We start from the raw sequence: 25314 nt of genomic DNA, 5'->3' as shown, positions 1-25314 counted from the left end.
TCTACTAATAATCCAGGTGTTTCTGGAAGAACGAGAGCGCCCTGGCGCCCAGTTCCTCCCAGGGCGTATCGGACCAGGGTAATAGTTGTTGTTGACGCAGATTATGATAGGCGCCTTCAAGCGGATGGAAGTCTACCTTGTTCCCCGCCTCATTGAGGGCCTGAGTAAAGCGCTCAGCCTGCTCGAAGGGGACAGTTTCATCAAGGGTGCCATGCACAATCTGGAAGGGAGGAACGTCGGGGCCGACATAGTAAAAGGGACTGGCCTGGCGCATGAGATCTTCGCGCTCGGTGATCGTGCCATCAAAGAGCTGCGTTACGGGCGACGGCGCATCATTGATCAATTCACCGCCTGGATGTAAGAAATCGTAGGGAGCACAACGCGCAACTACCGCCTGGACACGGCTGGAAAACCCCGGTGAACCGCAACTGCCTTCTAGTTCAGGCCAATCTCCTGTCATACCAAGCAACGCGCCAAGATGTCCCCCTGCCGAGTCCCCCCATACACCTATGCGCTCAGGATCGATATGGTATTTTTGCGCCTGGGAGCGCAACCAGCGTACCGCCGCTTTCGCGTCGTAGATCTGAGCTGGAAACGGCGCGAAGCGGCTCAGGCGATAGGTAATGCTCACAGTCACAAAGCCATGAGCGGTTAGCAAAGGATTTAGCCAGGGGTATAAACCGCTGCTCCGCTCTCCTTCGGCCCAGCCTCCTCCGTGAGCATAGATAACAGCGGGTACCGGCTGTGCGGGCATGGGCGAGGGAAGCAACAGGTCCAGGCAAAGCGGGGCTTCCCAGGGAGGTACGTCGGGAACCTCTCCATATTGAAGCGCGGGCAAAAGATTGCATGCATATGGACATCCAGGTAATGACAGTTGCATAAATGACATCTCCTCAGATATTGCTCGTATCCCTCTTTATGAGGAATAGACATTTCTAGCACTCTTAGCATACGCCAGAGATGTCAAACAAACAAAGGTAGTTAATGCTCTAGATGTTAGGGATCGGGCCTGCCTGATTAGAAATATTGTCATGCACCCTGTCAACTCTCCACAATAGGTATCGAAGCGAACTCAACATTTGGCCCGTACTAAAGATAGATTAAAAGTGCGCCTACTTCTCCATTTCAGATATTTATTTCTATCTGTCTAAAATCTACCATGAAAAGGAGCTCGATCGATTATGCCACAGCAATCATCGTCTTCTCATGCTTCAGGCGAACAGGATGCAACGCGAGGACAGTTGGGACCCTGGCTCTGCTGGGCTGTGGTGTTCGCCGATATCGGTACATCTATCTATTACGTTCCGGGCATTCTCTATAAAACAGTGAATGCGCTGTCGGGCTTCTTTGTCTTTCTGACCATGGTCGTCTTTATCTTGCTGACCTTTAAATACGTTGAGGTGACGTATCGCTTTCCACAGGGCGGTGGGGTGGTCACGGTAGCGGCCCGCGCGCTCAATCGCTGGTTTGGGGCGCTGGGAGGCATGTTTATCCTGGTCGACTATTTTCTCACGGCGGCGATCAGTTGCCTGTCAGGTGTACTCTACTTGAGCGTGGTCATGCCTGCACTCGGACCCCAGAATGTGGTCATTGGCTTTCCAATCACAGTCTGGATCACCCTGCTGTTCTTACTCTTGCTGGGCATCTTAAACTGGGTCGGTGTGAGCGAGAGCGCCAAGGTCAGTATGGTCGGGGCCCTCATAGCCTTTCTCAGCGACGTTGCAATCCTGTTTACAGTCTTCACCCACCTTTCCTTGCCGCAGTTTCTGAGCCTCTTCTCGCAGATGTTCTCATCTCATCATATGACTCCGGTCACGCTGCTGATTGGATTCGCGGGCTCGTTCCTGGCATTTTCAGGGCTGGAGAGTATTTCTCAGCTGTCCCCGGTGATGAAGCTTCCTCGCAGCAAGGTTGGGCGGAGCGCGTTGTTCCTGGTCGTTTTAACCATCGGCTTCACCAGTCCATTGCTCACCATGCTTTCGACCCTTCTGCTTCCTCAGGCAGCCGCTAATGATGTGCTCTCCAGCCAGATCATATCGTTACTGGCTGGCAAGTGGGGTGGTCCGGTCCTGCAGACAGAGGTAGCGATCAGTGCCGGTGCACTCCTGATCTTCGCCAGCAATACCGCCATTATCGGCTCCTACCATGTCTTCCTGGCGCTTTCAAAGATGGAGTTCTTTCCACAGTGGCTGCTGCAACGCAATCGACTGCGTGGCACGCCCCATTTTTCCATCGGACTATCCACGCTGGTGCCGATCGCCGTTTTGCTGGCGGTACACGGCAATATCGGGATACTGGGAGACATGTACGCCTTTGGACTGCTGGGCGCCTTCTCCCTGACCTGCCTCAGCATGGATATTGTGCGCTGGCGGGCACGCAAGATTCGTGCCCGGCTACGCCCGAAGATTGATAATACCCATGAGCTTGAACAGGCGGTGGCAATGGAAGAAGATGCGCAGGAAAATGAGCAGCAGGTAAGTACTCCGCAGTCGAGCCTTAAAGATATCCAGCCAGAAGATAATGCGGAACAGAAAAGACAGCCGGTGCCATCACAGCAGCCAGAGATTGAAGGTCCCTGGACGCGTTCAACGCCCAATTTTGTGTTGGGTATTCTGACCACCTGTCTCGTCTTGCTGGCGTGGGGTACCAATCTGGTAGCAAAGCCACTGGCGACGGCGTTCGGTGGCTCGGTAGCGCTCCTGGGTATGGCGATTGCCTACTTCAACTATCGCCGCGAGAAGAAGAAGGGCCGGGTCGCCGTGTTAACGACGGGCGTCGAAAAAGACTTCCCGGCCCAGGTCCTGGCAGTCCTGACACCAGACGATCCGGCCAACGAGGCCATCATCGACGCAGCTCTGGCACCAGATGGCCGCAAACCCGTCGTTTTTCTCTATCTGGGCACCCAGCAGGACGAGGAACACATCGAGCCATACCGGCTGATAGAGTCCCATATCAATGATATACAGGCCAAAGAGATATTGGGACGTGTCAACGCACGGGCGGTAGAGCGCGACATCGATTGCCGCTTCGTCTATCGACGCCAGGGCGAGCAGGCGATCGCCGAGGTCTGGCAGTCGGTCCATCCAAAAGATACGATCATGTCGCCGGAGCAGGCCGCTCGGTTGGGCAAGCAGGAAGCATCCCTGGTGCCCGCTGGATCAGTCGCCGATCAAGATCTGGTGGTGCATCTATCATCACTATAGGATGTGGTCTTGCATATCAAAACAATGCCCGATAACGCTCATGCAGCAGCTGTTCGGCGCCATCGCCTAATTGTTGAATGACGATGGCGGCGGCCTGCTGCTGCTTCACCAGTCCTACGGTCTCCCCAGCATAAATATAGGCCAGGTCGTAATCTTTTTCTTTGATAGCTCGCGCCAGTTGCTGACGCGCTGCATCATTGGTTTTCAAGGCTTCAACATCCCGCTATTTTTTGGGTTGGTGCAGCGCGCTGCACCAACCCAAAAAATAGCGCGTCCGCTACGCAGACGCGCGTGTAGGGGCGCTCACCCTGATTTAAACGGCGGCAAAATCCTCTGTGAGCCAGACGCGGTTATGCACACTATCGACAATTACATCGACGCCGACCATTTTACAGCTGGTCGAGAGGATGTTTTGACGGTGCCCATCATCAGGTGGCCGCTCCGCAAACATCGACTGGTTTAAACCTACTGCAGCGCTGGTTGGATCACTATAGCTGCTGTAGCCAATATTCTCAGCTGCGGCAATCCAGTTGACACCCGCCTGCTTCTCACGATCACCAAAATAAGCCTCGCCTGGCAGTTGATGTGAGAGTTGATCGGCGGCCGCCATGGCCAGATTATGCTGATGGGCGCTCTGGACCAGTTGCGAACTCCAGGTCAACGGTGGCAATCCGGTTCCAGCACGCTCCTGGTTGATCAAGTTAAATACGGCCTGCGCGGCTGCAGGAATAGAGGATCCATTTCCTGCAGCTTGAACGGCTGGCTGCATTGGCTGTGATGGCTGCGCCGCTGACTGCGTCGGCTGAACTGCGGGCGTGGTCGATGCAACAACCGGAACTGTTGGCTGCGGCACAACTGCTTTAGCCTGCGGCTGCGGTGGCGCCACTTTAGGGCGTGGAGTAGGCTTTGGTGACAGCGTGACATTAACCTGGGTAGGAGTGCCTCCAGCTTTAACGGCATTGCCCCCGGCAATATTCTCGGAATGCGCTGCACTACCAGCATTGTCTGTTCCCTGTGCATTGGTGGATGAAGCCTGGTTTCCACAACCAGCCAGCAGAACTAAAAATAAAGCCGCACCAATTATCCATTTCAAGCTATGTAATCTCATCACTACGCAATACGATCCTTCCAAAAATAATGAACCACCATGACTGACATTGTTCTATTACTCTCTATTGCCTGCTATATAGTGTAAGGATACAGTAACGAATGTCTACATGTACAATCCTGTACAGGAAACTGGTACTTTCTTATTATAAAAATAAATGAAAATTAACCTGTCTAAAAGGCTCTGACTCTGTGTAGCGCAAAAAGCCGCGCCCGTGCGGCTTTTTGCGCTACACAGAGTCAGAGCCTTTTTTAGTACTATTTTTCCACACAAAGAGGGTGACTTTTGGATATACTATGAACATGAGCTATCAAATCCTACTGTTTTATAAATATGTTGAGGTTGCTGATCCTCAGGCGGTCAAGCTATGGCAGAAAACGCTCTGCCAGTTGCTGGGTCTGAAAGGGCGCATCATTATTGCCCCGGAAGGGATCAACGGGACCGTGGAAGGGACCGTTGAGGCGACCCGCCAGTATATGCGGGCCATGAAAGAATACCCGGCCTTCAGCGAAATTACGTATAAAATCAGCGAGGGCACAGGCAATGCCATGCCGCGCCTGTCGGTGAAGGTTCGTAAAGATATTATCAGCGACAGTGTCGCCCACTGGAGCGTCAATCCCAGCCAGAAAACCGGCAAATATCTGACGGCCGATGAACTACATGAATGGTATGAGAGCGGAAAAAAATTCTATCTGGTAGATCTGCGCAACGACTACGAGCATCAAAGTGGTCACTTCGACAACGCCATCTTACCAGCCATGGAGAACTTCCGCGATCTGCCCAAAGTCATTCCAGAACTTCAGAAACTCACGGATGCTCCTATGGTCACAGTCTGCACAGGAGGGGTGCGCTGTGAAAAGGCAACGGGATTTTTAATGAACAATGGGTTACAGGATGTCTACCAGTTGCAGGATGGCATTGTGACCTATATGGAAAAATACCCCAACCAGCATTTCAAGGGCAAACTGTATGTCTTTGACAATCGTATCCTGATGGGATTTCACACCGACGCGCCGGAACATGAAACGGTTGGGCACTGTGTTGTGTGCCAGAAACCATCAGAACATTATGTAAACTGCACCAACGATGACTGTCACCGTCACCTCATTTGCTGCGAAGACTGCCTGGCGAACTATACCGCATTTACCTGCCCTCAAGGCTGCCGCGCCTGACAACCCGCGAAAAAGCCTTGTCTTCTCCTCAAGGCAAACAAGATCTCTCAGGAGCAGCTTAAGCGAATATATAAGAATTGAGCCCTCCCGAGAGACCTTGTGAAGAGGTTAGCTGTACTCTTGTCGTCTACTCAATCGTGTCTGTTCTAGCCAATACATAATTGGACAATCGTTGTGCGCTCATCCGGTGCGTTACGAAGGTCCATTGTCAGGCCGATATTACATAGTAGTTATTCAGAATACGATGAAGGAGACACAAGCTGATGCGTGTTGTTGTAGATTTAAATCGCTGTCAGGGATACGCCCAATGTTGCTTTCTGGCCCCGGAGTCCTTCAAACTGGTCGGTGAAGAAGCCTTGATGTATGATCCAGCCCCCAATGATGATCAAATGATAAAGATAGAGCGAGCCGCTGCCGCCTGTCCGGTGCAGGCGATACGCTTCGAGCACACGTCTCCTCATCCTGCTCAACCAGGCGGTCCGACGTCACAGAAGCAAGGGGGACAGAATGGTTAGCAGAGAGGAACTCAAGGCAAACTTCAAGAAGAACGGCCGCATAGCGATTGTGGGCGCGTCCCTGGCCGGTCTGCGCGCGGTCGAAACGCTACGCAGGGAGGGCTTTGGAGGCAAGCTAACGGTCATTGGAGATGAGCCCTATGAACCATATGATCGGCCACCATTGTCCAAACAGGTTCTCAGCGGCTGGGTGAAGGCGGATCATACTACCTTGCCTCGCCTGCATAATCTGGATGACGTGGAATGGAAACTGGGAGTGGCCGCGACCAGTCTGGACATACGCAACAGGCAGGTTAAGCTGGCTGATGGTCAGTCTGTTGACTTTCATCGCCTGTTAATCGCCACCGGCGTCCGTGCCCGTCCCTGGCCAAAAAAAGAGGAAGCGACACTGGATGGCGTATTTGTCGTACGCACCTGCGATGATGCGCAACGGCTGCAAGAGCGTCTGGATAGCAAGCCACGCCATGTACTGGTAATCGGAGCGGGCTTCACCGGTTCAGAGATAGCCTCCGGCTGTCGCGATCGCGGTCTGACGGTCACCGTTACCGAACGTAGTGCAGCGCCCTTAATCGGCGCCCTCGGCGGCACCATCGGTTCCATAGCAGGAGAGCTACAGCGTCAGCATGGGGTAGATCTACGCTGCAATACCACCGTCATAGCGCTTGAGGGCGACGCTCAGAGACGCTTGCGGCGGGCCCGGCTCTCCGATGGCACCACCTTAGACGTGGATACTGCGATAGTAGCTCTGGGTTCGATCCGTAATACCGAGTGGCTACGCGGTTCGGGACTGGCGGCGGGACAGTTGGGGGTCGCGTGCGATGCTGGCTGCCGTGCCTTTGATCTTAATGGCATTGTGACGGATGATATCTTCGTAGCCGGTGACGTGGCTCGCTTTCCCCATCCCCTCTACGGGTATCAATTGATCGCGCTTGAACACTGGGGCAATGCCCTCAATCAGGCCCAGGTGGCGGCACATAATATGGTTAACAATGAAGCAGATCGTCGACCCCATATCTCGATACCTGCGTTCTGGTCGAGCCAGTTTGGTGTCAATATCAAATCCGTTGGCCTGCCACCCTTTGCTACGGATGTCGCTATCATGCAGGGCTCGGTTGAGCAGCATCGCTTCGTGGCCGCCTATGGCCATAACGGGCGTACCGTCGCCGCAGTCAGCGTTGATCATGGGCGCTGGCTACCCTATTATGAAGCGCAGATCGCCTCGGCCGCCCATTTTCCACCGGCGGCACCGGCCTACGATAATCCAGCGCCTATACATGTAATGCCGGCCAATTTCCCGCGTACCGGTGTACCCAGCGCAACGCCGACCATTGCTTTGACTGGACACGTACCGGGCGAGCTCAGGGCAACATACCTTGAGCCCTCCCCGATGACACCTGAAAAGGCCGTCACCGAAAGTCCAGCCGAACACAAAGTATAAGAGGCACCATTATGGTTGAGAGAACCTTGTTCCAGCAGGTTAACGACTATAAGAATAGAGCCAATCCTTATCCATTGTACACGGAGATGCGCAAGACGCCGATTGTCCGTGAGCCAGATGGAAGCTATGTCGTTAGCAGCTATCGCCTGGTCACTTCCCTACTGCACGATCCACGCCTGAGCTCAGATGCGCGCAACTTCCCGCCGGGTAGCAGGCAGGCGCAGCTAGCGGCCACCGGCAAATTTCCAATCCCGTTTATCCGCCTGGATCCACCTGATCATGATCGTCTGCGGCGCATGGTGACGCGGCAGTTTGGTCCACCACACGCGGCGGGTCTGATTGATTCGATGCGCCAGGAACTGGCGGATATCGTGGAAGGCTTGCTGGATCGTATTCGGGGCCACCATCAGATCGATATCGTCGATGACTTCGCATATCCCTTCCCAGTAACCGTCATTTGCCGTTTGCTGGGTGTGCCAGCGGAAGATGAGCAGTTCTTCCATGGCTGGGCGGATGCGCTGGTGGAATCGCTTGATCCAGAGGTAGGACAAGAGATGTCTGCGCACGGTCGCCAAAGGGCGTTGGCTGCCCGGAGCGAGTTGAATCAGTATATGAGCAAGCTCATCGCCGCGCGCCAGCAGCAGCCTGGAGACGATATGCTCTCCAGGCTGGCCACTGATGATGGTCCCGATGGACGATTGACGAGCGGTGATCTGGTAAGTACATCGGGACTGTTGTTAATCGCCGGCCACGAGACCACGGTCAATCTGATCACCAATGGGATGCTAACCTTGCTGCGCCATCCGCAGGTACTGGCACGCCTGCGTCACGATCCTGAACTGGTTATTCTGCTCGTCGAGGAACTGTTGCGCTTTGAGCCACCGGTCCAATTCAACTCGCAACGCGTGGCCACCGCAGATATCCAGATCGATGGCCAGACCATCCCGAAAGGGACGCAGGTCTACCTGATGCTGGCCGCCGCCAACCGCGATCCCGAGCAATTTTCTGATCCCGAGCAATTCATTCCTGATCGTCAGAACAATGAGCATCTGGGATTTGGTAGCGGCATCCACTACTGCTTTGGTGCTCCACTGGCCCGCCTGGAGGTTCAGTGCGCCCTGAACGCCCTGGTCCAACGCCTGATCAATCCGCGCCTTGTCGTCGATCCCCCACTTTATCGTCCCGGCGCTGTCCTGCGTGGACCCCGCCATCTGCTCGTTCATATCGATGGCGTGACACCCAGGCGACGGTAGAACGTAACACAGGCGGGGTCATGGTTGCGCATGACCTCGCCTGCGTTCATTCGTCTATTAGCTTGTCTTTGGATTGGTGGATAATATCAACGGCTTGCGAGGCGTCTGATTGAAATCAAAATCATTGACGAGATTGCCCAGGATGCTGGCATTTTCGCGCACATCGGGCCGTGGATCAGGCCGCCCATCGGTCTTTGGATCAATGCGCGATCCATTCAGGAAGTCATCCTCGATAAATTTAAGGTAGGCGTCAAAGCTCAGGGTCTGATGATCGATGTATCCCTGGCGCGCGTAGGCGCTGATCACCAGCCCGGGGACGCGCAATCCATAGCCGTTTTGATCGGCCGTCGGTGGTGTGACGTGGTCGTAGAAGCCTCCCCAGTCATCCCAGGCCAGAAAGATGGCGGTACTATCCCAATCAGGACCGTTCATAACGGCATTGACCAGTTGGGTAACGTAGGACTGACCGGTGCTGACCAGTGCCGGCGGATGTTCGCTGTTTTTGCTATTTGGCGTAATCCATGAGACGGCCGGAAGCGTCCCTTTCTGGGCGGCGCTATAGAAATTGTTGAGCGATTGCACGTTCTGCAGTTGACCATCCTGCTTAACGGTATCAAAATCGGGCAGAGGATTCCAGATACCCGGCGTCTTTGCCCTTTGCTTGACTTGCTGACAGGAGGCGGCATCATCCTCACAATCCGGCTCCGTGCCCGGCGCGACATAGTAGGCCCAGCCAACATTGGCTTTATGCAGCAGGTACGTCAAATCGGTCCAGGCGTAGTCTGCCGTATATTGATTGGCCTTTTTCAAAGGTACTGGTCCCTTGATGTTATTCGTACAACTGGATGGATCACCCGGCTTGCTACAAAACGCTGACCAGCCTGAAACCATAAACAGGTGCGCGGGCAGGCTCCATGATGAATCTGGCTCAAACATATGGTCCTGCAACACAAAGTTCTTCGCGTACGACCAGTAATTGGGGATCTCGCCGGCGGTGTGATACCCCATCACATCGGTCTGTCCCCCTGCGCTACAGGCGGGATCGTCAGGATTGGTACAGCTGCCCTTCCCTTTTTCGGCCTGGGCGACAAAACCATCCATCTTTCCTCCATTCACGTCCGCCACCGCATTGGCCACACCATGGGGGCCGCCGTGGTTGAGATCCTGGGTATCATGATATGGCTTGATGCATTGATGCGTCTTTGGATCATTGACGCACACGCTGGGCACACCGTTCTTCATCGGGATTCCGTCCGCCCCTGGATAGGTGCCAAAGTACGAGTCAAATGAACGATTCTCCTGCATGATCACAATGACATGCTTGATTTTATGGATATCATTGGTAACACTGTTGGTCGGCGTACTGGAGGCCGATGGCGTACCTGTCTGGCCGCTGCTACAGGCCATCAATCCGGTAGCGATTATGAGGTATACCAACCCCAGATGCCATGCGCGCGCCGAGATACTATACCCGCTCTTTCTTTCCATTGATATTACCCCTTATCTTCCTCGGTTGAGATTTCTTGTGCCAGAGAGACTGTGGCTGCCTGTGACTGCTTTAGCCGTTCAGCGCGCAGCAGGGCGCGGATGAATGGTCCACCACCATGCCGCTTGATCCATTCCTTCAACGGTGGATCGATGCGCAATTCGTAGCGCTCGGTGAGATCTGGCTCATCATCCTCATCTTCCGCGCCAGGCATAGGATAACCTGAGCGCTCATGCAGGTAGCCGAGCGCGAACGCTCCCTGTTCACGGCGATTCAAGGGACTGTTAAACGCATCGGTGGGGAGCAGTTGTGTTAATGCATATAGATCCACTTCCTTGCCCTGCTGGATAGCCAGCGCCAGGGCGGCTGGCAGCACCTGCGGTGGCGCGGTCGATGCGGTCTGATAGACCTGCTCGGGGTCTCCCTGCAGCATGCCCTGGCGCGCCAGCTGTGCGAATAACCTTCCCAGCAGATAGCCACGATTGTATGACATCTCATTCCTTCTTCCGTCAGACTATGAAATTATCCTGTACGTACGTGCCTGTACGTAACTATACCTGTCCAATCTCAAGAAACCCTGAAGGTTTGCTCAAGATAGCGTCTACCTTACTCATCCACAAAATATTTATTCAATGTTGCTGCTCTTTTTCCGCAATCAGGTCATATAAATAGATAGCTCTTGCACAGACTGTTATAATGGCCTGATACCCATGGAAGAGATAAAATGACTTGCATATGAGATGAAATGATAGGAACAAGGAAATGCCCAAAGACGATATGCATTCCACAGATTATGGGGAAATAGAACTGTCCCAATATGATAAGCAGCTACTACAGCGCCAGAGCCAATTGCAGACGGAATCACAGCAGGTGCTGGCAGATTTGAAGGTGATTGACCTGCTCTCGCGCGTGGGACGGGTCAGGCAGACAGGCAGCACCACCGTGGGATTGATGGTCTGGCGCGATATCGACCTGCAGGTCTACAGCCCGGGGCTGAGCGCCGAGCAGGCCTTTGCCACCATGCAACCCCTGCTGACACATCCTTACGTTACGCAGGTGCGCTATCTGCATCAGAGCGACCACTTTAAAATTGAAGACCTGGGGGAACGCTATTTCTTTATGGTCATGTATCAATATAACCAGATCGCTGAATGGAAGCTGGACATCTCATTCTGGATCGAGCCGGGCATCCGTCCCGAACCTGTTCAAGATGAACTTGAACAGGTGTTAACGGCTGAAACGCGCCTGCTCATCCTGCGCATCAAGGATGCCTGGTATCAGCTACCCGCCTATCGTGTTACGGTCGCCAGCACCGATATCTACGACGCGGTGCTCCACCATGGGGTGCGCACGCTGGACGATTTCGATCACTACCTCGTCCAGCGCGGCAAACCTACCCGCGCCGAGCAGCATGATGAAGTGCACCGGGATTGAGCTATTACGTAACATCATGCTCCCCTCTCGGTGTGGGAAGCTTCTCCTTTCCAAGGAGCGGGCCGACGATCTGCACGAAGCGGGCAAGCTGTTGCGTTATCCAGGGAACGCGCAAGAGTGGACGTAAACGCCCTAACAGTTCATGCACGAACTGTAAAAGCTCCTCAGTCTGGTGCGTCTCGGCGCTGAGGTCTTGTAACCAGAACAGCACAAGGGCGAGTTGCACGCCATAGAGCAAGGTAGCCAGATCGTCAACCTGGGCAGCGCGAGGAGCATCCCTGGATCCGGAAACCAGGACGTGATAGCTTGCCTGCGCCCGACGGCGAACCTCGGATCCCTCTGTGCCAAAGACTCCAGCACGCGAGAGGGGATTCAAGGCGGCCCCAGATAAAGCTACCAGGGTCAGCCGATGTGGTTCCATAATAGCCAGCAGATCGTGCATAAGCCGGTGAAAGCGGTCGGCGATAGATGCAGCAGGGAGCACGGGAACGAGTTCATCTAGTTGGACGACCAACCATCGATAGAGCTCCAGGACCAGATCCTCTTTACTGGCGAAGTAGCGATAAGTAAGCCCCAAAGAACACCCGGAGGCTGCCGCAATATCTCGCATCGTGGTCTGATCATAGCCTTTGGTCGCGAACAGATGCCAGGCCGTATCCATGATGCGCTGTCGCGTCGCAAGCGCTTTCTGCGTGAGCGGGCGCGTCTCACGCGTCTCAGACAATTCCATGTTCCTCTCCTCACACGCTTCTGCCTGCACACGGGGGCGCAGGTATCCTTGACTTCAGCATAGCACATCTGGTACAGTAATAAAAGTGAACAATGTTCACTTTTTTTAAATCTACCCTCAATCGGAGAAATCGTGATGCAACATTCTGGTTCTCTGATTACCACAAGAGATGGAGCTACTGATGTTTTTTCATACACGCGATCTGGCCAGTTGGAATCGCGTCAGCCTCGGCTTTGGAGGATGCGCCTGGGGAATGGCTACGCTTGCCAGCGTAATCGGTTGGCTGAGGTTAAGCGATCTCCAGATTGTTCTTCTGCTGGCGCTGTTTGTCATCACCCCATTAGCGATGACACTTGTTTTACGTCCAAAAGAGGATCGTTCCTTGCCTCAGCCTGCTGCACTGATGCTGTTTATGCAGCCGCTGGCATCATTGCTGGGGGGCACCTCTTTTTTTCTCCCTATGGGATTGTTCGCCGCGGCGTTCGCGGCTATATGGCTCTTCTTCACCGTATTGCTCGCGCTAATCGGACTGGTTCGGCTTTGCCAGTTCCATCACCAGCAACTGCTGTCACTCGCGAATCTCTGTCTGACGGGGGCGTGGCTCTATCTGCCAATTGGTAGTACATGGATGCTGCTGGCACGCTGGGGCCTTCAGCCTCTTGGCTTCGGCGTGCATACCGACCTGCTTACCGCCGTCCACTTCCACTTCATCGCCCTGGCAGCGCTGATCATCACAGGACTGACCGGCCAGATGATCCAAACTACCCGCATAACACAGCACAAGATTTTCCGGACAACCTATCGCATTGCAGCGCTGGGAGTCCTGATCGATCCACTTTTAGTAGCAGCAGGACTGACCATGGCGCAGGTCGCCAATCTACCATCTCTAGATACTGCCCCCGCCGATCTGCTGGCCTTAAGCCTGCTCCTGATCTCGCTGCTGGGCCTGCGCTTTGTGGTGCCCACAACCACCTCACGGTTGGCGCAGGTGCTCTTGACTCTCTCGTATACAACCATCTTTTTCACCATGCTGTTTGCCGGGGCATATGCCCTGGGAGATGCCACAGGAGCATGGACCATCACGATTCCCCAGATGATTCTAATCCATGGACTCGAAAATGCCCTGGGCTTTGGCTTCTGCGGGCTACTCGGCTGGCGCATCAGAAGCGAACAAAGAAAGATGAATGGTGAGGCATGCGCGTAATCATTACTGGTGGCACTGGACTTATCGGGCGTACGCTTGTTCATCACCTGGCCCGACAGGAATATGAGATCATCGTCCTGAGCCGGTATCCAGAGCGGGCGGCGCAGATGTTTTCCCATCGGGAACTGCCAGGAGTGCAAACGATTGGCTGGGATGCAACATCTGCGCAGGGGTGGGGAGAGTTCATTACTGGCGAGAGTGCCATCGTGAACCTGGCGGGAGCGACTCCGGCCCATTGGCGCTGGACGCAAAGGTATCGGACACGTATCCTGGAGAGCCGTTTGGGGGCCGGACAGGCCGTGATGCAAGCGATGGAGCGATATGGGCCGCCAGCGGTGCTGGTGCAGGCCTCGGCCTCGGGCTACTATGGGGATCGTGGTCAGGAACTACTCACAGAAACCAGCCTCCCTGGTCAGGGCTTCCGTGCCGAGGTATGCCAGGAGTGGGAGGCATCGACCGCTCAAGCTTCGACCCGGCGCTGCATCATCCGAACAGGACTCGTGCTCGATACCACTGCAGGGGCCTTCCCTCCGCTTTTACAGTTCGCCCGCCTGTGGGGGAAGCAAGTGGGCAACGGAAGACAATGGATTCCCTGGATTCACCGCATGGACGTTGCCAGAGCCATCCAGTTTCTGCTGGAACAGCGTACGCTCTGCGGCCCTGTCAATCTCTGTACCCCCAGGTCCGTGCCCAATGCAGAATTTCTTCATGTGCTACATCGTATTATCAAACGACCAGCACTCGTCCCGCTACCAGCGATCGTTCTACAGGCACTGTTAGGAGAACTGGCAACAGTGATGCTAGACAGCCAGCATCTTGTGCCTGACCGTTTGTTGAAGGAGAGCTTTCAATTTGTGTACCCCCAGCTGGAGCAAGCACTGCGCAATCTGTTGCCAGAGCAGAGCAGCACTCCAGTTGAGGAACCTTTTTGAGTTGTATAAGCTAGATAAAACCCATGGGGACACCTTTAGACATTAGCGACCGGTACGTTAGCGACACAGGTTTGCAAGAAGGCAGCTGTTCTGGCAATCGATTCTCTCGCTTCTGGCACGAACGGCGTGAAGATCTGCCAGACGTGAGGGAGGTTGCGCCAGATCTGACTCTCGACGCTGACACCATGCTGGCGCGCGCGATCGATCAGTCGCAGGCTATCATCGCGCAGAAGCTCACTGTCACTGACATGCACCAGTAGCGGCGGCAGGCCGCTCAAGTCAGCATACAGGGGCGAGGCCAGAGGATCGGTCACCTCAACCTTGCCATCCAGGTAGTAGCGACCTGCGTCAAGAATCATACGGGCGAAGAAAAAAGCGTCGCTCTTTTCATTGGTCTTCAAAGAGGCGCCGGTCCCCGCCAGGTCGGTCAGCGGAGAAAAGAGGGCCGCGCCAGCTGGCAGCGGCTCCCCCAGTTCACGCAATTTAAGCAGCGTCGCCAGGGCCAATCCGCCCCCGGCCGAGTCTCCGGCCAGCACGATCCTGTCAGGAGCTTCTCCATCGGCGAGAAATTGTTGATAGACGGCAATGGTGGCTTCCAAGGCAGCCGGAAAAGGATGCTCGGGCGCCAGAGGATAATCCAGGCTGAGACAGCGCATGCCAGACTGAGCCGCCAGGGCAACGGTCAACGAGCGGTGGCTACGCGGCGAACAGGCGAGATAGCCGCCACCGTGCAGGTAGAGCAGCAGCGGAGCAGGGCGGGAGCTTTGTAGAGACCCCAGCGGCTCGATCCACTCGTCGCAGAAACCGGGCCGCTGCTCTACGATGCGCACCTGCCAGCCCGTGGGAACAGTGACGCGCTGCCGCGCGTTCAGACGCCGGCGAAACTCCGCCACATCCACCGGCCGGCGAAAGTGTCGCTTCACATTCTGCTTCACCAGTAGGTTCATCAATTGTGCCTGCCAGCTCGACATACTATAGCCTCCTTGCTTGCTAAATACTATTTGCCACATATCTTATCCGCCATCAAAACAGCTCGATTAAGAAGGCATCAAACGATTAAATAGCTTGATCAGAGCTGGATATCTTGTGGGTGAGAGCCGCTGCGTAATATCCATAATATATGCTTCCCGTCCGATGAGGATGCGAGGCGCGTTGCGCTCGATGCCACGCACGATAACGTCAGCGGCCTGTTCCGGCGGCATCCTGAGCACGCGTTCAAAATAGGCGCGCCCCCGTTGCTGCTCTTTCTCCGACAGAGACTCAAAGCGGGCGTTGCGTGCGATATTCGTCTTGATGCCGCCGGGATGGACACAGCTGACCTTGATAGAGGTACGCGCCAATTCCTGGCGCAGCGTTTCGGTAAAGCCGCGCACGGCAAATTTGCTGGCACAATAGGCGGCCTGCCCCGGAACGGCAAAGAGACCAAAGACGCTGGAGAGGTTGACGATATGTGCCTCCGGCTGCTGCTTCAATACCGGCAGGAAGGCCTTGACTCCATAGACCATGCCCCAGAAATTGATATTGAACAACCACGTAATCTGTTCCACCGAGACCTGCTCAACCGTTCCACCCAGAGCGACGCCCGCGTTATTGATTAAAATATCAACCTTCCCATACTGCTCGATGACTGCGGTGGCGAAATCCTGCACCGCATCATTGTCCGCCACATCCAGCACATGGGTGGAATTGGGAACCGAGACCATGTCAGCGGTCTCCTGCAGACCTTTAGCATTGATATCTGCCAGGGCCAGCGTACATCCCTTGGAGGCAAAATTGAGGGCCAGCGCGCGCCCGATGCCGCTGCCCGCTCCGGTAATCACGACAACATTTCCAGGCTGAATCTTCATAAATACAAACTCCTAGCATCATTGCTGACAATAACCTACATCTTAGAGAGGCAAGGATGGAAGCGCCCGCGAGGGGCGCACCTACGACGACGGCGACGAGAAGGAAGGTACGGCGCTCGGATGGGCGGCATGCGAATAATGATTCCAATCAAAGCGGCGCGTGCGGTAACGAAATTCAAAGGTAAAGCCGGGCCAGATGGTGGTGTTGCGGCCACTGGAGGTCAGATACCAGCTGGCACAACCGGAGGTCCAGGCGGTCCCCTGCATGCGCCGCTGCATCTCATCATCGAAGGCCGCCTGTGCCTCCGGCAAAACCTCTACCGATTGGACATGATGGCGCTCCATCTTGCGCAGGCAGTCCAGGATATAGTTGATCTGCGATTCGATCATGTAGATCATCGAGTTATGGCCCAGACCGGTGTAGGGACCGATCAGCAGAAAGAAATTAGGGAAGTCTGCGATAGTCGTGCCCAGGTAGGCGGTCGGACTGGCGTTCCACTTCTCGGCCAGTGTCTGCTTGTGGAGGCCGCGGACGTGCTGGGGGAAAGGTGCGTCGGTAACGTGGAAACCGGTACCACAGATAATGGTATCCACCTCGTACTCACGGCCATCCGCCGTCACCACGCTATGGGCCCTGATCTCGCGAATAGACTCGGTAACCAGTTCCACATTCGATTTGCCCAGCGCCGGATAAAAATCATCGGAGACCAGGATACGCTTACAGCCCATCGCATAGCGAGGCGTCAGCTTCTCACGCAACACCGGATCTGGCACCTGCCGGGCCAGGTGTTCCCGCGCAAAACCCATCCCCTTCTTCATCACCTCGGGTCGATACACGAGTCCCAGCGCGGTCAGTTCATTGCGCAGGTAGATCCTGGCACGAGCCAGCCGCTGCGCCACGGGCAGCAGGCGGAAGAGACGCTTTTGTCGCTCAGAGAAAGGATGATCCATGCGCGGCACGATCCAGGGAGGCGTACGCTGAAAAACCGCCATATGTGCTACCTTCGGCTGGATCTGTGGCACAAATTGGACCGCGGAAGCGCCGGTTCCAATGACAGCCACACGCTTGCCGGTCAGATCGTAGTCATGCCGCCACTGCGATGAATGAAAAATGGTGCCTTCGAATTGCTCAATCCCCGCAATTGCTGGCAGGGAGGGCTCATTCAATGGTCCGTTGCCGCAGATAAAGATGTCAGCCGTGAAATGCTCCTGCGTGGTCGTGATGTGCCAGCGTTGCTCATCCTCATTCCAGACCGCCTCCACCAGTTCGCTCTGCCAGCGAATATGCGGCAGGATACCGAAGCGGCGCGCGCAGCGGCGCAGATAATTTTGGATCTCTTTCTGCTGAGGATAGAGCCGGGTCCAGTTGGGATTGGGCGCAAAGGAAAAAGAATAGAGCAGCGATGGGATATCACAGGCACAGCCGGGATAGGTGTTGTCGCGCCACGTTCCCCCGATATCATCGGACCGTTCAATAATCATAAAGTCGTTGTAGCCGTGCTTCTTGAGCTGGATAGCCATACCCAGGCCAGAAAAACCGGTACCTAAAATCGCGATATGGGTGTGCGGAACCGAGTCGTCATTCATTGTTCGGGTCCCAAAACTGGCAAAGGGATAGCGGTCGGAAACCGATGCGGGGCGAGCATCTCTGCTCGCGCGGACTTGAAACATCGTAGTATCCTCCAATATTCTAAGTCGCATCCTTGTGGAGGTGACAATTAGTCATCATACAGCATGAAAAGCTTGCTGGTCCTGACTATGCTGGCTCACCAGGGCAAAAGCAGCTACAGCCAGTTCACACAACTCTTGCCGGCTAATGCTGCGTTGCTCCAGCCAGGCAATACTGGTCGCTTCAACAAAACCGATCCATCCCCTGACCGCGATCGCGAACACCTCAGAAGATCGAGCATCCTGCACAAAACTCTGGAGGATATTCTGTACATATGTCTGACGGACCATATCAATAATAGCCGCCACCTGATCATCTACGCCAACCCCTCCCCGCAATAAGGAGATATAGGCCTTGGCGTGGCGCTCAACATACACAAAATAGGCATCCAGACTGCTACGAAGACGTTCCATCGGCTCCAGAGCTGAATTCGCCTCGGTTGCGGCCAACAGCTGTGTGGCGGCATATTGCACTACGGCAACATAAAAATCATGTTTCGTTGGGAAATAGTAATACAGGAGGCCTTTCGAAATATCGGCGGCATTCGCGATATCGTCGATTGCAACCTCTTCATATGATTGATCGCAAAACAGGGACACACCAACTTCGATCAGCCGCTGGCGCCGTGATACGCGCTCTCGTCCCATATTTACCCCCTATACGTTTCAAACATCCCAGAACATGCGCTCAATCACATCATCTCATTTGAATATAATTCAAATTTGAACACACGTCAAGTTTATATAATGTGCCGGTGCCAGAGCGAGACATAGACATATCCCGCTCTGGCACCGGCACAAAACGTAGGTGTCGGCTTGTCCTGGCTTTGCCGCGCACCTACCTCTAATTGGTAAACCAGGACATTGGTAGAAAGGAGCGATTCATCTTCATTTGCATTGAAGGGGCGATGGAGTGGGCCCGCCGCTTCGCCTCTTCCGCCTTTGGACCCTGGAATTGTCGATCAACCTCGCGCTCAAATAATTCCAGCCAGCGCTCAAAATGCTCTGGGGTCAATTTTCTCTTGTCATTCAGTGCAAAATGTTTCTGCATCATGCCCCCCCGATATCCCCCGGTCTGAAACAAAAGATTTTCCCAGAAATCATACATAACAGGTAGATGCTCTTCTAAATTAATAGCGGCAACTTCCGTAAAGAAGGGGCCAATCAATTCATCGGCCATGGCATGTGTATAAAATGCGCGAATCAGGCGCGCGATATCGGCGCGGCCCTCGATATCTTTCTTTTGAGTTGACTTCAACATGAGATCCTTTAGAGATATTTACAATGATGCGTTTCATTCTAAGGTCGAGCTACCCATAACAATTACCTTGTATACCAAAATTATGGATGATCCCGGCAAGAATGTAAATAGCCGGGCAAAGAAAGATTTCCAGGGATGCGCGCTAGCCTGGGACAAAGAAGGTACCCACAGCCAGAATCAGGTAGAAGGCGCAGAGCAGCAGGCCTTCGAGCCAGGTAGAGATGCCATCCAGGCTGATCACAGTATACAGGCCTGCCACCAGGGCAAACATCGCCACCTCCAACAACGAAAAGTTGAGGTCCAGAGGAACCCCGATGATGGCTCCGGCCAGTACCAGCAGAGGTGCTACCAGCAAGGCGATCTGAATCGATGATCCGGCCGTAATCGCCATCGAAACCTCCATATGATCCTGATTTGCTGAAGAGACGGCCGAAAAATGCTCGGCGGCATTGCCAACGATGGGCAAGATAATCAGGCCCACAAAAAAGGGATTGAGCCCGACCTGCTTCGTCAAGGGATCAATCGCACCAACCAGGATCTCACTTAAAACGGCCGTAGCGGCGGTGGCTAACGCCAGTACAACAATAGGAAGCCAGATGGCAGCTCTCCATTTTCGCTCCAGTAGTGTCCACCAGTGCGCTTTGTCGCCAGCGGGAGATGTTCGATGTGTGACAATAGCGGTCTCTATTTCACCCAGCTGCCGCAGCTCTGCTTCCCGGCTCAGTTCCTCGGTGGGATTTATCAAAAGATCTTCCTCAGCCGCCCGTAAACCAAAGATTGAATAGGCTATGTACGCCGCATAACAGATAAGCAAAATAATCGCGATCCCGATACTGGCCTGATGTAGCTGGTTACCACGCACTACCTGCTGACCAGGATGGGTGCTTTCACCAATGGTAGCCAGCAGCGATGGAATCGCCATACCAATAACGGCCAGCACCAGCATGGCTGCGTATTGCCCGGTCGCCCGAGAACTAAATTGCTGCTCACGGTATTTCCAACCACCAAAGAACATCGACATACCCAGTACCAGCAGCGTATTGCCAATAATTGAGCCCGATAGGGATGCCCGCACGACCTCGGGCAATCCGGCCGATAAAGCCGCCAGGCCGATAATGATCTCTGCCGCATTGCCAAAGGTTGCATTGAGCAAACCACCAATACGTTGTCCCATACGCTCGGCCAGCGCTTCAGTTGAAACGCCGATTAAACCAGCCAGCGGGACCAATCCCAACCCGGCCAGCCCAAAAACCATTAGAGCCGAAGCATGCATATACTCGGCCACCACCGCCAATGGGCCCGCGACTAATAATATATAAAGCCAGCGTGTCATGTATTTTAAATAACCTCTCTGTTACATCATCCCTGTATCAACTATAACTATTGATAACATGATCCCATAGCTTATCCAATAAATCTGGATAACTACTTTATCTATACACGAGCTATCACCACTAAAAGGTGCATGGACCGATGGGCTGCTTAACGATGATGCACTTTACAAGGAGGCAATGATAAAAAATCTGTTTGGTGGAGTTCTTTAGTTCAAGAGAAACTATCGTAGTGAATTGTATATGTTGAGACTTACTTGTATGTATTAAAGGTAAAGTATTTTCGAAGCTTAGTTGATCTATCAGTAGAGTATCAGACTATCAGTCGCCACTGTCACTATTGCATCCTGAAACATACGCCTGGACATTGCCTGGACCATGATATACCAGCAAGCTGGTCTACGGCACCGCTATAACTACAACACCCATTACGATACTACTGAACGGGTGTTGTAGGTCGATCCGATCATTTGGAACACTCACATGTCAGGGAGTCTGTAGTTGAGCGGCTAAAACGTGCTTCTGGACCTTGCCCAGGGCATTACGCGGCAATGAATCGACTATGATAATCTGACGCGGCTTTTTATAACTGGCCAGTTGTTGGCGACAGAAGGAGATGATGTCAGGTGCCTGCGGGTGGTGGTCGGTCCGTGGCACAATGACGGCCACGACCTGTTCACCCATATCCGCATCAGGGAGCCCTATCACAGCCGCTTCAGCTATATCGGGATGGGATTCGAGCACGTCCTCTATCTCGCGAGGATAGATATTATAACCTCCGCTGATAATCAACTCACGGGCGCGTCCCGTAATAGTGTAGTAGCCATCCTGACTATACCAGCCCAGATCACCAGTCTTAAACCAGCCATCGGCATCAAATACCTCAGCGGTCGCGTCAGGTCGCTGCCAGTATTCCGTAAACACATGAGGTCCACGCACCTCAATCTCGCCTATCTCTGTGGCAGGGAGAGGACGGCGTGTCTGTACATCGACGACCCGCGCCTCCTGGCCCGGGAAAGGAGCGCCTACGGTACCCGCGCGCCGCTCCCCATCATAAGGATTGGTCATGTTCATAATCGTCTCGGTCATGCCATAACGCTCAAGGATACGCTGCCCAAAGGTCTGCTCAAAGGCATTAAAGACCTGCGGACTCAAAGGGGCGGAGCCCGAGACAAAGAGCCGCAGCTGACGCGGCTTAATCCCCTGCCGCTCAACTTCCGCCAGCAAGCGGGAATACATCGTAGGAACGCCAAAGAACATGGTGATAGCATGGTTGTTCTGCAGGTTGGAGAGCACATCTGCCGCGTCGAACTTCTGCCGCAAGACCATGCTGGCACCGGTCAGCAGGGTGCCATGCACACCGACCATCAAGCCATGGGTATGAAAGAGAGGCAAGGTCAACAGGAGGCAGTCATTCTCAGTCCAGTGCCACGCGCTGGTTACGGCAATACTATTGGTCAGGAGATTACGCTGCCGCAATAGAGCTCCTTTTGAGCGTCCCGTGGTGCCAGAGGTATAGCCAATCACGGCGGGGTCGTTTGCTTCGGGAAATACGGGCGCATCTGTGCCCCCCTGTCGCTGTTGAGAAATGGAATCGGCACCGTTAAGAAAATCTGCCAGGGAAATGCTCCCACTGGTCGATCCATCAATCAATATCAGGGTATGAAGCGACTCGATCTGCAGTGGGAGGATCTCCTGCGCCCCGACCTCGCTGGTCACACACAAACGCACTGCGGCATCATTGAGAATATGGCTCAGCTCAACCTTGCGGTACTGGGTATTCACCAGCACGACAACCCCATGGGCAAGCTGCACGCCCAGATAGGCGATAATAAATTCAGGCGAGTTCCCAAAAAAGAGGGCTACACGATCCCCTGGCTGCAGTCCCCGCCCTCGCAACGCCCGCGCGAAACGCTCAATCTGCGACGCTAGATCTCCATAGGTAATACGTTGCTGATCAAAAAAGATCGCCACACGCTCTGGCTGTTCCTGCGCATGCCGCAATGTAGCCTCAACAATTGAATTCATGCAATGCCCTCCCTCTCTGTCTGTTCCTGTATCATACCACATCTACATGGTTTATACCACGCTTGCATTATAAATAAAGGCGCTGAGCATATTCGCACTTGACATACCCGCATAGCTTTTTGTATAATATGTAGAATGTCATATTCTATGACATTTATTGAAATTCATACAACACTGTAAGCATCCTTATAGATACCTGGCTATAATCCTGCTATCAATGCCAATGGTGGCTTTGATATAGAAGACACATGTATTGTAAGATATTGTGTTTAGCTACTCACCATAAAGAGTGGAGTCAGGAGGTCTCAATGGCGGCGATCTCATCGTCAGAGAACGTCACTGTACGCAAAATGCTTCCGATCTTGAGTGCCAGCACCGTTGGCACAGCCATTGAATGGTATGATTTCTTCCTGTATGGTTTTTTCTCGGCAACCATCTTTAACAAGCTTTTTTTTCCTCTCCTCGATCCCGTTACCGGTATTCTGGCATCCTTTACGACATACTACATCGGTTTTATCGCTCGACCAATTGGGGGTGCCTTCTTTGGCTGGTTTGGTGATCGCATCGGGCGCAAATCAGTACTGGTCACTACGCTGCTCCTGATGGGCATCTCGACCTGCCTGATGGGCCTGGTTCCAACATATGCCCAGGTCGGAATCCTGGCCCCGTTACTGATCACGATCTTGCGTTTTCTACAGGGTGCAGGCGTAGGCGGTGAATGGGGGGGTTCAGTCCTGCTTTCGCTTGAATATGGAGACAATCGCCGCCGTGGTTTCTGGACAAGCTGGCCGCAAACAGGTGTACCACTGGGTCTGGCACTGGCTGCGATCGTTGTTATTATTACGCGTGCGCTCTTCACAGGTGATGCCTTTTCAGGGCTCGGCTGGCGCATTCCGTTTTTCCTGAGCGTCGTCCTGATTCTGGTCGGACTCATTATTCGCCTGCGCATCCTGGATACGCCCGCCTTTACTAAATTGAAAGAGGAGAATAGAATCTCCCGGGCGCCATTGGCCGATGCCTTCAAGCATCATTGGAAAGATATCATTCTGACGGCACTACTGCGGTCAGGAGAGCAGGCCCCCTTCTATCTGTTTACCACCTTCGTTCTGGGTTATGGAGTCACCTCGCTCAAGATCCCTCTCAATGTGCTCTACGTAGGCATTATTGTGGCGGCTGTCGTCTCTTTTATCTTTATGCCTACCGCCAGCTATGTTTCGGATATCATTGGGCGCAAACGCTGGTTTATGATCGGAACGCTGCTGATGGCCGTGTTTGCGTTTCCTTTCTTTCTTTTGCTGCAAACCAAAAATCCGGTGGCCGTTGTATTCAGCATGGCATTTGCTATCGGTATCTGCCACGCGTCGGTCTATGGACCTCAGGCGGCATTCATTTCCGAACATTTTGGCCCCAAATTGCGCTATAGCGGTGCCTCGCTCGGCTACCAGCTGGCATCTTTGACGGCGGGTGGACCCGCTCCAATCATCGCTACCCTGCTGGTGGCACAATACCATTCTTATGTGCCTCTGGCACTCTATATCGTTCTGATGGCTCTTATCTCGTTCTTTTCAGCCCTTGCGCTCAAAGAATATGCCAACAAGGACGCGCAGTTTGATCATGATGAAGTAGCTGTCCCGGCCAGTGTTAGCGTCTCGAATGACTGACCGGATAGCGGCAAACCTGGTCCAGACGCTCTATTTCTTACCAGAGATAGGGCGTCTGGATTTACAATATCGATGTATCTGAATGATAAATCTCAAACCATCTTCAAGGTCATAAACCTACGTCACCAATCGATGCGAAAGTGAGAACAGACGCTTATGCTGACACAGCCAGTGCGCGACGAAAAGATAAGGCTTGATGGGGTATCCCTTCATTGCGTCCAATGGGGCCAGCAGGGGACGCCTGTCATCTGCATTCATGGCTTAACAGCGAATGCATTCTGCTTTCAGGCATTTGCGGACTACCTGGTGCCATCTCACCGCGTCTTTGCCTATGATCTGCGTGGACGAGGTGAAAGCGAGAAACCAGCACAGGGATACAGTGTGCCGATTCACGCAGCGGATCTGGCGCAATTGATTGATACCCTCCAACTAGAGAAGCCGGTGGTCATTGGGCACTCGCTGGGAGCGATGATCGCGCTCTACTTTGCCGCACATTATCCCGAAAAGTTAAGCAAACTGGTCCTGATCGATGCAGGCGCACCCTATGAGTGGAAGACAGTGGAAGATCAACCAGCCTGGTTGAAGAATTCAGTTAGCCGCCTGGGGAGCAGTACCCCATCTTACGACGATTATCTTGCCCATCTGAAGATGGCTCCCTATCTGGGTCCATACTGGAATGCGTACATGGACCTCTATTTCACACATGATGTGGCCCAACAACCAGACGGATCGGTCATTTCAAAGGTATCGTTGCCCGGTATTATTGAGGAGGCGATGAACACGCAACAGGCCAGACCCGATGAGCAGTGGGCCCACGTACAGGTTCCGACCCTCTTGCTGCGTGCCGGTCAGAAACTGCTATACGAAAATGATCAGATCCTCTCAGAACGGGCGGCGCATAATATCTGCCAGGGGATTGCCTCCTGTCAGTTCCACGATTTTCCCAATCTCAATCACTACACGATCATTTTTGGTGTCGATCAAGGACCAGCGGAAGTAATTGCTTCATTTATACGGCAGAGTTAGCAATAGCTATGCTCTCT

At 53.8% G+C, this 25314-nt stretch carries 23 protein-coding genes; 10 read left to right on the top strand and 13 right to left on the bottom strand.

The features are described 5' to 3' along the window. Positions 1-4 precede the first annotated feature (4 nt). Positions 5-880 carry an alpha/beta hydrolase gene (locus tag KTT_RS34545; protein ID WP_160146352.1) on the bottom strand — a complete coding sequence of 292 codons (876 nt, stop codon included), beginning with the start codon at positions 878-880 and terminating at the stop codon, positions 5-7. 301 nt (positions 881-1181) lie between these two features. Here KTT_RS34545 and KTT_RS34540 point away from each other — a divergent pair, with 301 nt between their 5' ends. Beyond that, positions 1182-3203, top strand: a complete 2022-nt coding sequence (locus KTT_RS34540) for an APC family permease (RefSeq protein WP_126602632.1) — start codon at positions 1182-1184, stop codon at positions 3201-3203. A gap of 16 nt (positions 3204-3219) precedes the next feature. On the opposite strand, the gene KTT_RS34535 is transcribed toward KTT_RS34540, so the two are convergent. Further along, on the bottom strand, positions 3220-3411 hold the full coding sequence (locus KTT_RS34535; protein ID WP_126602630.1) for a hypothetical protein: 192 nt from the start codon (positions 3409-3411) through the stop codon (positions 3220-3222). Between the two features lie 105 nt (positions 3412-3516). After that, positions 3517-4311, bottom strand: coding sequence for a CAP domain-containing protein (locus KTT_RS34530; protein WP_235845988.1), 795 nt, complete (start codon positions 4309-4311; stop codon positions 3517-3519). Positions 4312-4613: 302 nt separating this feature from the next. On the opposite strand from KTT_RS34530, the gene trhO reads away from it, so the two are divergent. From trhO to KTT_RS34510, 4 genes are all read left to right on the top strand, one after another. Next, positions 4614-5483, top strand: a complete 870-nt coding sequence (gene trhO / locus KTT_RS34525; protein ID WP_160146351.1) for an oxygen-dependent tRNA uridine(34) hydroxylase TrhO — start codon at positions 4614-4616, stop codon at positions 5481-5483. A gap of 263 nt (positions 5484-5746) precedes the next feature. Continuing rightward, positions 5747-5998, top strand: a complete 252-nt coding sequence (locus tag KTT_RS34520; RefSeq protein WP_126602624.1) for a ferredoxin — start codon at positions 5747-5749, stop codon at positions 5996-5998. Next, positions 5991-7436, top strand: coding sequence for an NAD(P)/FAD-dependent oxidoreductase (locus KTT_RS34515; protein ID WP_126602622.1), 1446 nt, complete (start codon positions 5991-5993; stop codon positions 7434-7436). The genes KTT_RS34520 and KTT_RS34515 overlap by 8 nt, the downstream gene beginning before the upstream one ends. A gap of 11 nt (positions 7437-7447) precedes the next feature. Beyond that, positions 7448-8689 carry a cytochrome P450 gene (locus KTT_RS34510; RefSeq protein ID WP_126602620.1) on the top strand — a complete coding sequence of 414 codons (1242 nt, stop codon included), beginning with the start codon at positions 7448-7450 and terminating at the stop codon, positions 8687-8689. Positions 8690-8746: 57 nt separating this feature from the next. Here the strand turns inward: KTT_RS34510 and KTT_RS34505 are convergent, their stop codons facing one another. Further along, positions 8747-10177 carry an alkaline phosphatase family protein gene (locus KTT_RS34505; protein WP_126602617.1) on the bottom strand — a complete coding sequence of 477 codons (1431 nt, stop codon included), beginning with the start codon at positions 10175-10177 and terminating at the stop codon, positions 8747-8749. Between the two features lie 5 nt (positions 10178-10182). After that, positions 10183-10668, bottom strand: a complete 486-nt coding sequence (locus KTT_RS34500) for a type I-C CRISPR-associated protein Cas8c/Csd1 (RefSeq protein ID WP_126602614.1) — start codon at positions 10666-10668, stop codon at positions 10183-10185. Between the two features lie 269 nt (positions 10669-10937). Between KTT_RS34500 and KTT_RS34495 the strand changes: the two genes are divergently transcribed. Beyond that, positions 10938-11609, top strand: a complete 672-nt coding sequence (locus KTT_RS34495; protein ID WP_126602612.1) for a hypothetical protein — start codon at positions 10938-10940, stop codon at positions 11607-11609. 4 nt (positions 11610-11613) lie between these two features. Here KTT_RS34495 and KTT_RS34490 read toward each other — a convergent pair whose 3' ends face one another. After that, on the bottom strand, positions 11614-12339 hold the full coding sequence (locus tag KTT_RS34490; protein ID WP_126602610.1) for a TetR/AcrR family transcriptional regulator: 726 nt from the start codon (positions 12337-12339) through the stop codon (positions 11614-11616). 181 nt (positions 12340-12520) lie between these two features. Between KTT_RS34490 and KTT_RS34485 the strand changes: the two genes are divergently transcribed. After that, positions 12521-13543, top strand: coding sequence for a YndJ family transporter (locus tag KTT_RS34485; protein WP_160146350.1), 1023 nt, complete (start codon positions 12521-12523; stop codon positions 13541-13543). After that, positions 13534-14475: a TIGR01777 family oxidoreductase gene (locus KTT_RS34480; RefSeq protein WP_126602606.1), complete on the top strand. Its 942-nt coding sequence runs from the start codon at positions 13534-13536 to the stop codon at positions 14473-14475. The genes KTT_RS34485 and KTT_RS34480 overlap by 10 nt, the downstream gene beginning before the upstream one ends. A gap of 35 nt (positions 14476-14510) precedes the next feature. Here the strand turns inward: KTT_RS34480 and KTT_RS34475 are convergent, their stop codons facing one another. From KTT_RS34475 to KTT_RS34445, 7 genes are all read right to left on the bottom strand, one after another. Then, complete coding sequence (locus tag KTT_RS34475; RefSeq protein WP_160146349.1) at positions 14511-15446, bottom strand: alpha/beta hydrolase; 936 nt, start codon at positions 15444-15446, stop codon at positions 14511-14513. A 66-nt stretch (positions 15447-15512) separates the two neighbouring features. Beyond that, on the bottom strand, positions 15513-16322 hold the full coding sequence (locus KTT_RS34470; RefSeq protein ID WP_126602602.1) for an SDR family NAD(P)-dependent oxidoreductase: 810 nt from the start codon (positions 16320-16322) through the stop codon (positions 15513-15515). 81 nt (positions 16323-16403) lie between these two features. Beyond that, the gene (locus KTT_RS34465) at positions 16404-17993 is read right to left on the bottom strand and encodes a flavin-containing monooxygenase (RefSeq protein WP_235845954.1); all 1590 of its coding nucleotides are present in this window, start codon (positions 17991-17993) and stop codon (positions 16404-16406) included. A gap of 54 nt (positions 17994-18047) precedes the next feature. Continuing rightward, entirely contained in the window at positions 18048-18638 is a 591-nt protein-coding gene (locus tag KTT_RS34460) for a TetR/AcrR family transcriptional regulator (protein ID WP_126602600.1), read from the bottom strand. Positions 18639-18834: 196 nt separating this feature from the next. Beyond that, on the bottom strand, positions 18835-19251 hold the full coding sequence (locus KTT_RS34455; protein WP_126602598.1) for a group III truncated hemoglobin: 417 nt from the start codon (positions 19249-19251) through the stop codon (positions 18835-18837). 142 nt (positions 19252-19393) lie between these two features. Then, positions 19394-20584: a calcium/proton exchanger gene (cax, locus tag KTT_RS34450; RefSeq protein ID WP_126602596.1), complete on the bottom strand. Its 1191-nt coding sequence runs from the start codon at positions 20582-20584 to the stop codon at positions 19394-19396. Between the two features lie 484 nt (positions 20585-21068). After that, positions 21069-22610: an acyl-CoA synthetase gene (locus KTT_RS34445; RefSeq protein ID WP_126602594.1), complete on the bottom strand. Its 1542-nt coding sequence runs from the start codon at positions 22608-22610 to the stop codon at positions 21069-21071. Positions 22611-22918: 308 nt separating this feature from the next. Here KTT_RS34445 and KTT_RS34440 point away from each other — a divergent pair, with 308 nt between their 5' ends. Both KTT_RS34440 and KTT_RS34435 read left to right on the top strand, forming a co-directional pair. Then, a complete protein-coding gene (locus KTT_RS34440; RefSeq protein ID WP_126602592.1) occupies positions 22919-24271 on the top strand; it encodes an MFS transporter in 1353 nt (450 codons plus the stop codon). Positions 24272-24427: 156 nt separating this feature from the next. Further along, positions 24428-25297 (top strand): alpha/beta fold hydrolase, encoded by an 870-nt coding sequence (locus tag KTT_RS34435; protein WP_126602590.1) that lies wholly within the window; start codon positions 24428-24430, stop codon positions 25295-25297. Positions 25298-25314 lie beyond the last annotated feature (17 nt).

The organism is Dictyobacter aurantiacus, assembly GCF_003967515.1.
GTDB classification, from domain to species: Bacteria; Chloroflexota; Ktedonobacteria; order Ktedonobacterales; family Ktedonobacteraceae; genus Dictyobacter; species Dictyobacter aurantiacus.
The sequence above is the reverse complement of the archived record's forward strand: the minus strand, read 5'-3'. Positions and strand labels throughout refer to the sequence as shown.